The sequence below is a fragment of the Brevibacillus sp. SIMBA_040 genome, assembly GCF_046535075.1.
Lineage (GTDB): Bacteria > Bacillota > Bacilli > Brevibacillales > Brevibacillaceae > Brevibacillus.
In genome coordinates this window covers 23,466-39,040 of record NZ_JAWRXI010000025.1, presented here as the reverse complement: position 1 = coordinate 39,040, position 15,575 = coordinate 23,466, and the positions used below count along the sequence as shown (strand labels likewise).

Here is a 15,575-nt window from a genome sequence, read left to right as displayed (position 1 = left end):
TCGACTGGGAGAGAGAGGAATCGCCATGACCCAATTTGCTGGATTGCGTGAGCTTGCAGGGTTGATTAGACGACTGGAGCCTGATCTGTCGGGAGCATCTATCAGTATCCTGACTCATGAAAATCGAGAAGAAATCACAAAACAACTATTAGACGGACTAGGTGAGCGTGTACCGGTTCAAAACAGTGCCGGAGAATATGCCAATCATCTCGCTGTGCTTCGTGTAGGGGCGAATAAATATACGGTAGCACAGGACTGGCGTGAGGTTTATATTAGTGAAATCAACTACTGCTTCTGCCGCATCCCTCCAGGGGCGCATGGACTTTTGGTGCATCATACCGACTATCCCGGTGTTATCTACGATGTTTCGAGAAAGCTGGCTGATTTCGAGATCAATATCTCCAAGCTGAATGTATCCCGAGAGCAAAAGGGGAAGAATGCCTTGCTCATTTCTGTAACGGATGAAGAAATTACACCAAATGTTGTATCCGCTATCGAAGAACTACCCCAAATCAATAAAGTGGTTTCCCTTCAGTAATTCGTAAGGGGCCAAACGAGACACCGCCTGCAGCGTGTGGGCGGTTTTTTTGCGTTGCCCTAAGTAAATACTCGCTCAAAAGGATATGCTAACGGTTATATGTCTTGATTATGTGATAGTAAAGGCACAAGGAGTATCTGGTATGTTTTATCTACTACTTATGGCTGTTATCATTTGCGTAATTGCTGGTATTGTATTGCTCGCAAATAGAGTCTTTTTGTGGGGAACTGTGCTGATCCTGAGCGGCCTGGGCTTATTGTTGTTGATGTACAACAGGTATAAATCGAGGGTGAGAAATAGCTGCGACTGTATGCCTGACATTCCGTGCTTGGAATGTCACACGCCGGATTGCCTGGATTGCGGTGGTCATTCATGAAAGTAGACAAGAGACTAGCCTTTCTCTCGTTTATTCCCTGTCATCGCCTGCCGTCCCGTTCTATTTATTTGAACGGCAAACCTTTTCCGTTATGCGCACGGTGTATGGCCATCTTGCTTGGATACGTTTTTCTACCTGCGCTTTTTTTGGTGCCCTTGCCTTTTTATGTAGGCCTCCTAATGCAGGTGCCGATGCTAGTGGACGGCATCACGCAGTTTGGGAAGTGGCGAGAATCAACCAATCAGATTCGAATCATAACAGGGCTTTTAAGTGGGGTAGGTCAAGGTGTATTGATCGTCTCAGCCGTTAATTTTCTAGTAGAATCGCTAATGTAGCAACTCTTGCTCATTATGCTTGACTACTACGACATATTGAGGTAAAGTAAGTTTTACCAACTACATATTGATGCGGAGAGGTGTTTGCCAACTAGATTTGGCAGACTTAATAGGGAAGTCGGTTAGAATCCGACGCGGTCCCGCCACTGTAATGAGAGAGTTCTATTCGAGGAAAGGCCACTGATCAGATGGGAAAGATCGGGAAGGCGTAATAGAACGTTTGATCCCGAGCCAGGAGACCTGCCTAGCCGTTGACACGCTGTAGTACCTACGGAAGATAGGGAAGTGTTCGAGCGCTCAATTCGCATGCGAATTGATATGATCAAGTATCATTATGCGCATTCGACATTTTAATCGTCGGATGCGTTTTTCATTTGTACAGAAAGTATACATACGCAGTAAAGGATGAGGGATATGTTAATTGCTTTTGATTCAAAAACAGGGAATGTACGCAGATTTGTCCAAAAGATCGATTTGCCACATGTGGAAATTAATCCTGAGATGATATTGGATGAACCGTTCATATTGGTTACGTACACGACCGGATTTGGACAAGTACCTGAAAAAGTGACGACATTTCTAAAAACAAATCATTCCTTGCTGCGAGGCGTATCGGCAAGCGGGAACCGCAACTGGGGTCAAAGCTTTGCCAAAAGTGCAGATACGATTGCAAATCTTTACGGCGTTCCGGTAATATCTAAATTTGAATTATCGGGAACAGGCCGAGATGTGGAACATTTTACGAGTGGGGTGGCAGCAATTGCGACATATTGAATTGAACAACCAACTGATGCAGCGTGGAGAAGACGGATTTTTTCAGCTTGAAAAGGATCGTGAAGCCGTTGCAGATTTCATGAAAGAAGTTGAGGAGAAAACCTTGGCTTTTGCAAGTATTAAAGAACGGATGGACTACCTGATTGAAAATGACTACTACGAAAACGTCTACGTTACGTATACAGCTTCGCAGGTAGAGGAAGTCTTCCGTTTGGCAAAAGACGCTTCATTTCAATTTGCATCGTATATGGCCATCTCCAAGTTTTATAAAGATTATGCGTTGAAAACAAACGACAAATCCATGTATTTGGAGCAGTACTCGGATCGGGTAGCGATTGTCGCACTCTCCTTGGGCCAAGGGGACTTCGAGCTGGCCAAACGTTTGACGGTTTCCATGATGGATCAAAGACTGCAGCCAGCAACTCCGACTTTCTTGAATGCAGGAAAAAGTCGACGGGGGGAAATGGTTTCCTGTTTCTTGCTTGAAATGGATGACTCGTTGAACTCGATTAACTTTATTTTGGGAACGTGCATGCAGTTGTCCAAAATCGGCGGTGGAGTCGCTGTAAACCTGTCCAAGCTTCGCGGACGCGGCGAGCCGATCAAAGGTGTCGAGGGTGCAGCAAAAGGGGTCATGCCTGTACTCAAGCTTCTAGAGGATGCTTTCTCCTATGCGGACCAGATGGGACAACGCAAAGGATCGGGAGCGGCATACTACAACATTTTTGGCTGGGATATTAATGAATTCCTCGATTGTAAAAAAATTAATGCCGATGAAAAGTCGCGGATTAAGACCTTGTCGATTGGCCTCATCGTTCCGAACGTCTTTTACAAGCTCGCTGAGGAAAACAAGCCTTTGACTGTGTTTGCTCCATACTCGGTGTACAAGGAATACGGAGTTCATCTGGATGATCTGGATCTGGACGAGATGTACGATGAGCTGGTTGCCAACGATCGAATCAAGAAAAAAGTCGTGATGAGCGCACGGGACATGCTGACGAAAATCGCCATGATCCAGATGGAATCCGGCTATCCTTACATTATGAATAAAACAAATGCGAACCGCGATCACGCCTTGAAAGATATTGGGGCAGTGAAGATGTCCAACCTGTGCACGGAAATTTTCCAGCTGCAGGAAACCTCCTCGATCATGAATTACGGAGAAATGGACGTGATTCGTCGAGATATCAGCTGCAACCTGGCATCGCTTAATATTGCAAACGTGATGGAACGCAAAATGATTAAAGAGTCCGTCCACGAAGGCATCGAAGCCATCACAGCAGTCAGTGACATGACAAAGGTAGAAAATGCACCAGGTGTGCAAAAAGCAAATCGCGAGCTGCACTCTGTCGGGCTTGGTGCCATGAATCTGAATGGCTATCTGGCGAAGAACAAAATCGCGTACGAGAGTGAAGAAGCAAAAGATTTTGTTCGGACTTTTTTCATGATGATGAACTATTATTCACTCGAAATGAGCATGATGATTGCGAAAAAGAAAGAAACAACATTCCATGGATTTGAGCAATCGGAATACGCAAAGGGCACGTACTTTAACAAGTATGTAATCACTGATTATCAGCCACGCACGGAAAAAGCAAAGCGGCTCTTCGAAGGCATGTATATCCCGACTACCGAAGACTGGGAGAACTTGAAGCAACAGGTTCAAACTCATGGGCTGTATCACGCATATCGTCTGGCGATTGCACCAACCCAAAGCATTTCGTACATTCAAAATGCAACCTCCAGCGTCATGCCAATCGTCGAGCATATCGAAACGAGAACGTATGCGAACTCGACGACGTATTATCCAATGCCGTATTTGTCACAGGAAAACTATTTTTACTATAAATCGGCCTACTCGATCGATCAGTTTAAAGTCATTGATCTGATCGCTGAAATTCAGGAGCATGTGGACCAAGGGATTTCAACGGTACTGCATGTGAACAGTAACATCTCGACTCGCGAGCTTGCCCGCTACTACATCTACGCGGCGAAAAAAGGACTCAAGTCGCTCTACTACACACGCACGAAGCATTTGACTGTAGAAGAGTGCATAAGCTGCGCCGTTTAAAACCAATCAAACACCCTGCTGCTCTCTCGAACCTTAGGAAGAAAGAGGGCAAGTAGGGTGTGGGTGTGTAGTTTAACGAAGAAAACTGTAAGTAAAAAGAGAAGAGGAACGCCACATGAAAGCTGTCAATTGGAACAGGCCGGACGACGATTTTACAATGACATTTTGGAACCAGAGCATTATGCAGTTCTGGACCGATGACGAAATCCCGCTCTCTGACGACAAGATGTCCTGGATGGAGCTAAGCGCTGCTGAACGGGATACCTATAAAAAAGTGTTAGGTGGCCTCACCCTATTGGATACCGTACAGGGCGGAGTGGGAATGCCCAAAATCATGGAGCATGTCGATGGACTGCAGCGCAAAGCTGTCCTCGCTTTTATGGGCATGATGGAGCAAATTCACGCCAAATCGTACAGCAGCATTTTTACCACACTTGCTGCAACCGAAGAAATTGATGATATTTTCAGCTGGGTGGAAAAAAATCCCTATTTGCAAAAGAAAGCTGCACTCATCTCTACACGTTATCAAGAGATTCATTCCGAGAAGGATTTATATATGGCGATGGTGGCATCCGTGTTTTTGGAAAGCTACTTGTTTTACAGCGGCTTTTTCTATCCGCTTTTCCTGGCAGGACAAGGAAAAATGACGAGCAGTGGCGAAATCATTGACCTAATCGTGCGCGATGAAAGCATTCATGGACTTTATGTGGGTGTACTCGCTCAGGAAGTGTATCAGCGTCTGAGTGTCGCTGAGCAGTCAATGGTGAAAGAGGAGCTGTACGCACTTCTGCAAGAATTGCATCAAAACGAAGAGGCGTATACGAGATCGCTCTATACCGAAATTGGACTTGCTGACGACGTTTTGGCCTATGTCCGTTACAATGCGAACAAAGCGTTGATGAATTTGGGACTAGATCCATTTTTCCCAGACGAAGAAGTCAATCCAATCGTATTAAACGGCATCCGTACGCATACCAAGCAGCATGACTTCTTCTCGAAAAAGGGCAATGGCTATGTTCGTACACTGAATGTAGAGCCGCTTTCTGACGACGATTTTAAATTTTAGCCACCAAAATAGCTTGATAAAACAAAATAGCACTCCACCTTACACACCAAAATAGATAAGAGATTTTGTGTGTGTATTTTTTTGATCTTGTTTTGTAGGTTCTGTCACAAGAAATATGTAGCAGGAGGAGAGAATGAATATTCGTTACCTTACCGTACAATGGACTTCCATACTTGAACGTATAAAAATAACGAATGGCCAGATCATCGAGCTCACTGCAGATGACCCTACAACCATTCAAGAAATGCTTTCAGTGGAAGAAAAGCTAGGCATCCAGCTTCCACATGACTTCAAGAAGGTGCTTATGGAATGGTCCAAGCATCTCTATTTTAGGTGGTCGTTATCCGATGAGGTTGTACTGCCGCATGAGTTCAGAGAGATATTTAGCGGAGAATTAGGCTGGAATCTGGAGTGGCTGCAGTATTGGCACGAAGAATATGCAAAAGAACAATACGCTAGCAGCTTAGCGGGAAAACTCACATTTTTTCCTGTGGGTAACGGTGATTATTTAGCTCTGGATTTACAGTATGATGGTGAGCCACCTGTCGTTTATTGGGATCACGAGACAGACGAGGTTACGCTACTTGCTTCTTCCTTTTCGGAATACCTAAGCAAGATGACAGAGCTTGGCAGTATTGGTGCAGAAATGTGGCAATATGAATGCTTTTTAGGATCGGGCGGAATTGAAACAAACTCTGATGCTGCCCAGCGGTGGAAAGCGTGGTTTCAGTCTTTTCTGAGTCTACGATTCGAAGATGCCAAAGAGTCCCTCGATTCCTTATTTCAATACATTTTGTACCACGGTGAAGTAAACAGTAGAGAAGTATCAGCACTTCAATCATTTCCACGTGACGAAATTCTTACGTATGCATGGAAACGGCTCCCCACTTCTTCGCGAGAGGAATCAAAAGTGTTGTGCATGATCGTAGGAGAGGGAGTTGGAAAAGATGCCGCAGAGTGGGTTAGAAAACTTTGGGTAGAGCCAGGTACGATAAATCCTGTGGATCGGTCATATTTAACGGCAAGATGCTTACCTATCGATGAGGCCTACCAGCTCATTGTGAATTACGTAGAAGAATCAAAAGTAAAAGAGATTAATGGCTATGAAGCATTGCGTCATCTATCTGCACTCGAATCCAATCGCGTGATTACCTGGCTTGAGAAGAACTGTCGATTGCCTGCAACAGATGGATGGGCTGCATTATTCGCAATTTCAAAACCATCCTGGGATGATTTGAAGCATTGGGCTGAATTGGAGACGCGGCACCGCTTAACCATCATCCATGGATTAGAAGAAATGATACGTGAACAGAATACTTGCAACTCCACCCAATTAAAGGTTTATGGAGTTCCAAGCAAAAATGAAATGTTGGATTTTTTAGGGAGATTACATGATTCAGAAATCCTGAACACCAAGAAAGCGATTATTAAAAAGACTATTGATCAGGTGGACAAGATCTTATTGTAGAGCCATGAGTGCCTTAATTTGAGGTAGGAATTGTTTCATTCGGTAAAGTTTGACATGACAAAAAATGGTTTGCATGTTACTGTATGAAAAGATGTTGCCAGCTAGTCTAAGGGGTACATGCTTTGTTTTTTAAAACTGCATATGAGTGGAAACAGGTTCCTTGTTGTTGTATCACGCAAGGATGAAAAGGGAAGTCGGTGAGAATCCGACACGGTCCCGCCACTGTATGAGGGGAGTCGGCACTACGAGAAGCCACTGATCCAACCGGATTGGGAAGGCATGTGCAGATCATGAGCCTCAAGTCAGGAGACCTGCCTGTTTCAACGACACTGCTTAACCTACGGGAGATAGGGAGGTGTTAGGATGCTGTGATCTCAGTGCTTATTTGGCATTTCTAACGTTCTTTTTGATCGTTGGAGATGCCTTTTTTGTTGGGTGGACTCAGACATGATCGAGCAAAGAATGGAGAGGAAATTCATGAAAAGCAGCAATTTGGGATTTCCACGGATCGGCGAACAGCGCGAGTGGAAAAAGGCATTGGAATCGTTTTGGGCAGGGGAGCTTGCGGAAAGCGTTTTGTTAAAGCAAATGGAGCAAATTCGCAATCGCCATCTGCAAAAGCAACAGGAAAAAGAAATCGATTTGATTCCAGTTAATGATTTTACATTTTATGACCATATGCTGGACATGGCCGTGATGTTTGGGCTTGTTCCTAAACGGTATAATTATGATGGAGGACCTGTTTCTCTCGCTACCTATTTTGCTATGGCTCGGGGGAATGAATCCGCTGTTGCTGGCGAGATGACGAAATGGTTTACGACGAACTACCACTACATCGTTCCGGAGTTTGGGGACAGACAACCTGCTGTGACTGAAAACAAGCCACTTCTAGCGTACCTCGCGGCAAAGGAATCGCTCGGGATTAAGGGCAAGCCAGTAATGGTGGGGCCATATACATTTGTAAAATTATCCAAAGGATTCGCATCTGATGAATTCCATCAAACGATTGAGAAAATGGTTCCGCTTTATATCCAAATCTTGCAGGAGCTGGAGCTGCACGGGGTAGAGTGGGTACAGATAGACGAGCCAGCCTTTGTAATGGAAGTACCTGCGCTTGATTTGCCAGTGATAAAAAGTGTGTACGAACAGCTGAGCCAAGCGCTGCCACATTTGAAGCTCATGCTGCAGACGTACTTTGAAGCCGTGGATTGGTATCAAGAGCTGGTCGCGCTGCCTGTCCAAGGAATCGGATTGGATCTGGTACAAGGCGCCGCTAGAAACCTGGCACATTTGCAAACGCATGGTTTCCCGGAGGATAAGGTACTGGCTGCAGGAATTATTGATGGGCGCAACATTTGGCGATCTTCTCTGGAGGAAAAATGGAGCCTGGTCAAGAGCATCACTGACATTGTTCCCCCTGAGAGATTATGGCTGCAACCATCTACGAGTCTCCTGCACGTCCCTGTTACCGTTCATCAAGAGAGTGATTTAGAAGAAGTAAAACAAGCTTTAGCATTTGCAGACGAAAAACTGGGAGAGGTACAGCTTTTAGTCCAAGGATTCCGATATGGTAAATATGTTATTTCAAAACAGATTGCGGAAAATGAATCTGCCATCATGCGTTTGCAGTCGTCGCCCGCACGAAATCGTGTAGAAGTGAAGCGAGCTTTGGAAGAGCTGGACAAGACCTCAGCAAAGAGAGAGGTGCCGTTCCACGAACGCAAGGAAATCCAGCAAGCTGCGTGGAATCTCCCATTGCTTCCAACAACCACGATTGGTAGCTTTCCGCAGACGACTGAAGTTCGCAAGGCTAGACAACAGTATAAAAAGGGAGAATGGTCCGCTGAACAGTATGCTTCTTTTATTCAGGAGCAGATTAAGGAATGGATTGGCATCCAGACAGAGATCGGATTGGATGTTTTGGTGCATGGTGAGTTTGAGCGGAATGACATGGTCGAATTTTTTGGCGAGAAGCTTGACGGATTTGTGTTTACGAAAAACGGTTGGGTCCAGTCCTATGGTTCTCGTTGTGTAAAGCCACCAGTGATTTACGGAGATGTGGAGTTCACCTCCCCGATGACCGTAAAAGAAAGTGTTTACGCCAAGTCATTGACTCAGAAACCTGTGAAGGGAATGCTCACTGGCCCGGCGACCATTTTGAATTGGTCGTTCGTCCGGGATGATGTCTCCCGCAAAGTTGTTTGCGAGCAAATCGCTTTGGCGCTGCGAAAAGAAGTAAAGGCGCTTGAAGCAGCAGGTATCCATATGATTCAAGTAGACGAGCCAGCCTTGCGCGAAGGACTCCCCCTCAAGGCAGAAGACAGAAAGGGCTATCTGGATTGGGCAATCAAGGCATTCCGCATCGCTACATCATCTGTGCAACCGACTACGCAAATTCACACGCACATGTGCTATTGCGAGTTCCATGACTTCATCGACGTCATTAGCGAGCTAGATGCAGATGTCATTTCGATCGAGACATCACGCAGTCACGGGGAATTGGTTTCCGTGTTTGAGACTCGCACCTACGATAAAGGGATTGGACTGGGAGTATACGATATTCACAGCCCACGCGTTCCTGCTGTAGCCGAGATGGAACAAATGGTGAGTCGCGCGCTTCAGGTGCTTCCTCCATCACAGTTTTGGATCAATCCCGATTGTGGGCTCAAGACTCGTGGAATTCGGGAAACGATTGCATCGTTAAAAAATATGGTAGAAGCTACACATATGGTCCGTGACCGTTTGTCTGCACCAAAATCTACCACGTGAGGAGTTGGACAGATGCTTGAGACATCTTGCCCCGTTCAGCAGTCCAGAACCTATTTGACAGACCTCGTATTTCCGCCGGATACGAACCACCACAACACCATTTTCGGAGGAAAAGTGATGGCGTATGTGGACAAGATTGCTTGCATCGCCGCGATGAGACACTGCCGCAAGCCGGTCGTTACCGTGTCCAGCGATTCCTTTGACTTCCTGGCACCGATCAAAACTGGAGAGGCAATCAATCTGGAGGCATATGTAACCTGGACACATCGCACTTCCATGGAGGTATTCGTCAAGGTCGAATCAGAGAATCTTTTGACGGGGACAAAGCAGATGACTGCTAGAGCTTATTTGACCATGATTGCCCTTGATGACCAAGGGAAACCGACTCTCGTCCCATCCGTCATACCCGAAACAGAGGAAGAGAAGCTCCAGCACGAAAAGGCCAAAGAGCGTTATGAGCTGAGACGGAAGCGTAAAGCAGAAGTGTAAAAAATCGCCCCTGTCCTGGAATAAAAACTAGGGCAGGGGCGATTTCTTCGTTCTGAGTGTAGATTATTAGGAAAGAGAACGAATTAAGTAAACACAACCAATAAAAAGCAATGAACAAACAGACAGAGTCCCTAGTGGATGCAGAATCTGTCTGGTAAACCAGGAGTCCGTCCATTTCGGAGACGTGAACCACAGCAAAACCAGCATGACAGACACGCTGGCAAATGCAGTACCAAGCAAATTGGAGAATAAACTGGTCACCCATCCAGCAAGCATGACGATCACAAATTTATCAAGAGGGTGAAAGTATCCTTTGCAGATTCCAAGTGGTTTTCATAGCAGCCGCACGCCTCCATTTCCTCCATCATGATGATCCCTTTTCATGCAGAATACCATAAATGCCCAGTTGATTGTGAAAACATAGTGACCAGCTGCTCGAAATGGCTTGAAAAGATGGAAAAAGATTCGTTACAATAGGATCGTACGTTCTTGTTCGAGGAGGATCAAGCTGTGAAAATATTTACTGTAAGCAAACCACATCAATCTAGCTATCCGAATCCAATATGTCTTGATGTTGGACAGAAGGTCAAGTTGGGGAAACTGGACGATGGGCCGGAAAATTGGCGCAACTGGAGATATTGCTACTCGCTAGATTTACAATCCGAGGGCTGGGTACCGGAGCAAATCATCGAAAAAGAAGGCGAGCAAGGTATTATTACAGAGGCATATTCCGCTCATGAGTTAACAGTGGCTGGTGGAGAGCGGGTTTGGCTCGAACGCGAGCTGAATGGCTGGGGCTGGTGCACACTGGAGGATACAGATGAAGCAGGCTGGATACCCATGGAATGTTTAGCTGAGGGGTAAGCTTGACAGGGAACGAGCAAAACGTTTGTAAATCTTGGCTTACTTCGTTTCGCTTATGGTACGGTAGTGAAGTTCAAGTAAATAGAGAGGCGCTCTACAATGTAGGGCGTCTTTTTTAGTGCGAAAATCACTTTGATCGAGGTTTAATAAAAATTTTAACTTTACCCCACTATTTATTTTAATAGTTCTATCTATTTTATACCTAGGGGAAAAAATCCCCAAAACATAAACCTGAAGGAGAATTGTTATGAAAAAAAATCTTAAAAAAACATCCGTACGTTTGGCAGCTTTAGGATTGGCTACTGCGATTTCCCTATCTGGAGCTTTACTAGTTAGTGCTAATGAAAATCCAACTCAAAAGACTGCAGCTCAGAACCAAGATTCTGCGAAATTGTATGCAGGAACTTACCAAAAAGTCTCAGCTTCTGAAGCTCTTGCGGACAAGGATGTGAAAGCAGCAATCGATCAAGTCTATGCTATGTTTCCTGAAACAAAATCCTATGAGGTCAATGCTTATAAAGATGTGGTTTCAAAAGATGAGTACGATAAGTATGTTATTAACCTTGAAAAAGATTCAAATAACTTTTTTCACTTTGCAGTAGATTCGAAAACGGGGAACCTTAGCTATACCATACAATCATTGGATGCTTCTAAAGTTCTTTCATACCCAAATGTACAAAAAGGGGTAGATAAAATCTATGCCTTACATCCTGAAACAAAATCCTATGAGATTTCAAGTGCCAATGTTGTAGACAACTATATAAGCAAATTTAGCAGATATAACCTTACGTTTACTGAAAAAGATTCCAAACGCTCTATCACTATTGGAATAGATGCGGGAACGGGAGAGATTATGCCTAACAAATTTACTCCTGCCAAATAAGCATGCTTGACTAGGTTTTGGCTACGGCTAACACAGCGGCTCCACCAACCCAAATAGGTTTCCTTCCGTGCATCACCCGTTCATTCAATCTCGCCCCCTCATATTCCCACGATATGAAGCTACAGTTTTTCATCAGAGAAGGTCATAAAATAGTTAATAACGAACGGAGGAAAAGGAAGAGGTTGCGTTGAATTGCCGTTAAAAATAAAGATATGAATGAAAGAACGAGAGCGTCCTATCAATTATGCAGGACGCTCTTGCTTGTTATACATGAACTATAGACTTCTTTCTAACAAAACTCCAACTTGTTTGGCCATAACTTGCGGCGGATACGGCATCCCGTTCCGAATCCACCACTCAATTACTCCTACATAAGCGTTCCCAGCATATTGCAGCATAACATCTTCACTTAATTCAGTATTCCTACCGCTTTCTCTGTCAATCTCACCTTTGAATCCTTCAATAAATGAAGAAAAAAGCCGTGACCTGAAAGACGATGGGGTCCCTTTACTTGCTAACATGGTGGAAAAAAACAAGTAATTATCCGCAAAATATTCAAAATATGGAATAAGAGCGTCGATCCAATCCATCTCACATGCCCACTTATCCATCTCTCCTAATTCGTCAAGGTGTGTTTCAATGAGTTTATCCAATAAATCATATTTGTCTTGATAATGAAGATAGATGGTTCCGCGGTTCACATTTGCCCGATCCGCAATATCCTGAATAGTAATCTCATCAAAGTTTTTTTCAGTCATCAGTTCAATAATAGCTTGTTTTAAGGACTCTTGTGTTTTAAGAATTCTCCGATCCACTTTGGTCATAGAAGAACATCACCTAGCCTTCTGAGATAATGAACATATTTGTTATATCTGTTGATATATCAACATTTCACGGTTTTTTAACCATTGATTATACTCTTCTTGCTCATATAATAATAGACATAAGTTGATTAAACAACAAAATTTGAATATCCGGCTCTAGAGGATGACATAGGATTGTCTTCCGGGCGGATATTGATACTACATTGGATTGCAGGAGGTTAAACTATGATTACTGTTAAAGCACGCGCAACTTTCAGTCCAGAGGGTCCATTCAAACTGACCAAGATAGAGCGTAGGGATCTCCAGCCTCATGATGTCCTCATTGAGATTAAGTACGCTGGTATTTGCCATTCTGATATTCATACAGCTCGCGGCGAGTGGGGGGCGGTGAACTATCCTTTAGTTCCAGGACACGAGATTGCCGGAATTGTCACCCAGGTTGGTTCGGATGTCACAAAGTTTGCGATTGGTGACCGGGTGGGGGTAGGCTGCATGGTTGACTCCTGCGGAGAGTGCGTTAACTGCCATAATGGAGAGGAGCAGTATTGCCTTAGTGGGAATACGGGCACCTATGGAGTCATCGACAGATACGGGCAGTATACGCAGGGTGGTTATTCCACTCACATCGTTGTAACTGAAGAGTTCGTGGTTAGAATACCTGACGGTTTGGAGCTTGATGTCGCCGCTCCTTTGCTTTGTGCCGGTATCACAACTTATTCGCCTCTGCGCCATTGGGGAGCCGCTCCCGGCAAAAAGATAGCTGTTGTGGGGCTTGGTGGGCTTGGACACATGGCCGTGAAGCTCGCTCATGCCATGGGGGCTGAGGTTACGGTTTTATCACAATCTTTAAAGAAAAAAGAAGACGGGTTGCAGCTTGGAGCCGAACATTATTATGCCACGAACGATCCAGAGACATTTAATAAATTGGCTGGTTCGTTCGATCTAATCGTAAATACAGTCAGCGCGAAAATCGATATGAATGCCTATCTTTCGTTGCTTGCGTTGGACGGTACATTAGTCAACGTAGGTGCGCCAGCGGAGCCATTGTCCGTGCATGTTTTATCTCTTATCGGTCATCGTCGGTCGTTTGCTGGATCGATGATTGGCGGTATTCGTGAAACGCAGGAAATGTTAGACTTTTGCGCTGAACACACTATTACTCCTGAGATTGAGGTTATCTCTGCTAACCAGATTGATGAAGCCTGGGAGCGTGTATTAGCCTCAGATGTCCGGTATCGATTTGTGATCGACATCAGCACGATGAACAATGAATAGAGAGTCATCCTTGCAAAGCAATATGGGGCACTCCAACCACGGTGTGCCTCTTCCCGTACGAATCTATGAAGCAGCTATTAGACCAAATAACTTAAAATGGAGGTATTTGAGAAATGGAAATCAAAAGAATCGGCTCGCAACCTTCCGGCAAGGGACCGTCGGAATATTTTACCGGAACAGTTCGTATTGATCCCCTGTTTGGAGCAACAGCTCCTGCTCGAGCAGCTGGAGCGACCGTTACGTTTGAGCCTGGAGCACGGACGGCATGGCATACTCATCCATTAGGACAAACTTTGATTGTTACCGCGGGCAGTGGACGGGTGCAACGCTGGGGCGGTCCGATCGAGGAAATTCGTCCCGGTGACGTGGTCTGGTTCCCGCCGGGTGAGAAACATTGGCATGGTGCTTCTCCAACCACCGCTATGACTCACATTGCCATTCAAGAACAACTTGACGGTAAGGCTGTCGAATGGATGGAGAAAGTCAGTGACAATCAATACGATGCCTAGTCGGACTGGACTTTACACGAAATGCAAAAATGCCTGTTTAAGGAAATCACATGGTTTGATAGCAGTCAGCAGTTCGCACGGGAAGAAGTGAGGATATGAGATAAATGATGACTGTTAAACGAAATAACTTGCTTATATTAATTTTGACAACGGGTGTATTTGGCATTTTAAATACCGAAATGGGCGTTATTGGTATATTGCCGTTAATTGCCGATAACTTTCAGGTCAGTATATCCAGTGCAGGGTTGGTTGTAAGTCTTTTTGCACTTGCTGTAGCAATATCTGGTCCAATTATGCCTATTTTATTTTCGCGCATGAATCGTAAGGCGACCATGTTACTTGTACTGGGCATTTTCCTTTTAGGAAACGTTGTCTCGGCACTCACAACTAACTTTACCGTACTAGTTATCGTTCGTGTGATCCCAGCCCTATTTCATCCGATTTATGTTTCATTGGCTTTTACAGTAGCTGCCAGATCGGTTAGTAAGGAAGAGGAACCCAAGGCGGTATCCAAAATATTTATTGGTGTTTCGGCAGGAATGGTACTTGGTGTGCCCGTTACTAGTTTGATTGCTACGGCAACCTCACTAAACATGGCAATGTTATTCTTTGCTATTGTGAATGCTATCGTATTTATAACTACACTCCTCTATGTACCATCCATGCCTGTTCGTGAAAAACTATCTTACGGTGCACAATATAGCGTACTAAAAAAATCAATTACCTGGTTATCCATTGCCGCGGTCATTTTTATGAATGGAGCTGTATTCGGAGTCTATAGTTACCTCACGGAGTATCTTGAAACCGTTACGAAGATGACATGGAACACAATTAGCTTCATTTTATTTATATACGGTGCGGCAAATATTATTGGGAATATCCTAGCAGGGAAGTTGCTCACTACTAATGCTTTCAAATCTGTAGCGACTTTTCCTTTTGCATTAGGAGCTGTTTACATCGTCTTATTCCTGATGGGACATTTCAGTGTTCCAATGGCCTTCATTATTTTATGCTGGGGGATCTTGGCTGGTATCGGGGCAAATATCAACCAATACTGGATTACGTCTGCAGCTCCAGAGGCTCCTGAGTTTGCAAATGGATTATTTTTAACATCCGCAAACTTAGGAACAACAGTTGGTGCCACAGTATGCGGATTTTTTATATCAGGCCTTGGCATTCATTACGTTGTATTTGGAGGATTTCTGTTACTGATAGGAAGTTGTGTATCCATTTTTCTAAGAAAATCCAGCTATTGCGGGGGTTAAAGCTTAATAAATCAGCGGCTGTTTAAGACTATTTACTCTTGTCTGAGACAGTCGCTGTTTATGATAGAG

The 15,575-nt window shown here is 44.6% G+C and carries 14 protein-coding genes and 2 riboswitches; of the genes, 13 read left to right on the top strand and 1 reads right to left on the bottom strand.

Annotation, left to right across the window (positions count from 1 at the left end):
• The first annotated feature begins 25 nt into the window (after window positions 1-25).
• The 10 genes from SB752_RS28625 to SB752_RS28580 all read left to right on the top strand — a co-directional run bounded on the left by SB752_RS28625 (window position 26) and on the right by SB752_RS28580 (window position 11,633).
• Window positions 26-538, top strand: coding sequence for an ACT domain-containing protein (locus tag SB752_RS28625; protein WP_410718859.1), 513 nt, complete (start codon window positions 26-28; stop codon window positions 536-538).
• Between the two features lie 372 nt (window positions 539-910).
• Entirely contained in the window at window positions 911-1,249 is a 339-nt protein-coding gene (locus SB752_RS28620) for a DUF2085 domain-containing protein (RefSeq protein WP_410718858.1), read from the top strand.
• Between the two features lie 61 nt (window positions 1,250-1,310).
• A riboswitch (cobalamin riboswitch) is annotated at window positions 1,311-1,511 on the top strand.
• Window positions 1,512-1,663: 152 nt separating this feature from the next.
• The gene (nrdI, locus tag SB752_RS28615; RefSeq protein ID WP_410718857.1) at window positions 1,664-2,023 is read left to right on the top strand and encodes a class Ib ribonucleoside-diphosphate reductase assembly flavoprotein NrdI; all 360 of its coding nucleotides are present in this window, start codon (window positions 1,664-1,666) and stop codon (window positions 2,021-2,023) included.
• Window positions 2,010-4,094, top strand: coding sequence for a class 1b ribonucleoside-diphosphate reductase subunit alpha (nrdE, locus tag SB752_RS28610; RefSeq protein ID WP_410718910.1), 2,085 nt, complete (start codon window positions 2,010-2,012; stop codon window positions 4,092-4,094). The genes nrdI and nrdE overlap by 14 nt, the downstream gene beginning before the upstream one ends.
• 115 nt (window positions 4,095-4,209) lie before the next feature.
• Entirely contained in the window at window positions 4,210-5,160 is a 951-nt protein-coding gene (gene nrdF / locus SB752_RS28605; RefSeq protein ID WP_410718856.1) for a class 1b ribonucleoside-diphosphate reductase subunit beta, read from the top strand.
• Window positions 5,161-5,293: 133 nt separating this feature from the next.
• Window positions 5,294-6,628 carry an SMI1/KNR4 family protein gene (locus SB752_RS28600; protein WP_410718855.1) on the top strand — a complete coding sequence of 445 codons (1,335 nt, stop codon included), beginning with the start codon at window positions 5,294-5,296 and terminating at the stop codon, window positions 6,626-6,628.
• Between the two features lie 136 nt (window positions 6,629-6,764).
• Window positions 6,765-6,961: riboswitch (cobalamin riboswitch) on the top strand.
• A 144-nt stretch (window positions 6,962-7,105) separates the two neighbouring features.
• Entirely contained in the window at window positions 7,106-9,397 is a 2,292-nt protein-coding gene (gene metE / locus SB752_RS28595; protein WP_410718909.1) for a 5-methyltetrahydropteroyltriglutamate--homocysteine S-methyltransferase, read from the top strand.
• A 12-nt stretch (window positions 9,398-9,409) separates the two neighbouring features.
• Window positions 9,410-9,886, top strand: coding sequence for an acyl-CoA thioesterase (locus tag SB752_RS28590; RefSeq protein ID WP_103110454.1), 477 nt, complete (start codon window positions 9,410-9,412; stop codon window positions 9,884-9,886).
• A 510-nt stretch (window positions 9,887-10,396) separates the two neighbouring features.
• Window positions 10,397-10,750 (top strand): SH3 domain-containing protein, encoded by a 354-nt coding sequence (locus SB752_RS28585; RefSeq protein ID WP_410718854.1) that lies wholly within the window; start codon window positions 10,397-10,399, stop codon window positions 10,748-10,750.
• Window positions 10,751-10,997: 247 nt separating this feature from the next.
• Entirely contained in the window at window positions 10,998-11,633 is a 636-nt protein-coding gene (locus SB752_RS28580; RefSeq protein ID WP_410718853.1) for a hypothetical protein, read from the top strand.
• Between the two features lie 275 nt (window positions 11,634-11,908).
• On the opposite strand, the gene SB752_RS28575 is transcribed toward SB752_RS28580, so the two are convergent.
• Window positions 11,909-12,457 carry a TetR/AcrR family transcriptional regulator gene (locus tag SB752_RS28575; RefSeq protein WP_410718852.1) on the bottom strand — a complete coding sequence of 183 codons (549 nt, stop codon included), beginning with the start codon at window positions 12,455-12,457 and terminating at the stop codon, window positions 11,909-11,911.
• A gap of 225 nt (window positions 12,458-12,682) precedes the next feature.
• Between SB752_RS28575 and SB752_RS28570 the strand changes: the two genes are divergently transcribed.
• The 3 genes from SB752_RS28570 to SB752_RS28560 all read left to right on the top strand — a co-directional run bounded on the left by SB752_RS28570 (window position 12,683) and on the right by SB752_RS28560 (window position 15,506).
• Window positions 12,683-13,732 (top strand): NAD(P)-dependent alcohol dehydrogenase, encoded by a 1,050-nt coding sequence (locus SB752_RS28570; protein WP_410718851.1) that lies wholly within the window; start codon window positions 12,683-12,685, stop codon window positions 13,730-13,732.
• A 113-nt stretch (window positions 13,733-13,845) separates the two neighbouring features.
• The gene (locus SB752_RS28565; protein WP_410718850.1) at window positions 13,846-14,241 is read left to right on the top strand and encodes a (R)-mandelonitrile lyase; all 396 of its coding nucleotides are present in this window, start codon (window positions 13,846-13,848) and stop codon (window positions 14,239-14,241) included.
• Window positions 14,242-14,348: 107 nt separating this feature from the next.
• Window positions 14,349-15,506: an MFS transporter gene (locus SB752_RS28560; RefSeq protein WP_410718908.1), complete on the top strand. Its 1,158-nt coding sequence runs from the start codon at window positions 14,349-14,351 to the stop codon at window positions 15,504-15,506.
• The last annotated feature ends 69 nt before the right edge of the window (window positions 15,507-15,575 follow it).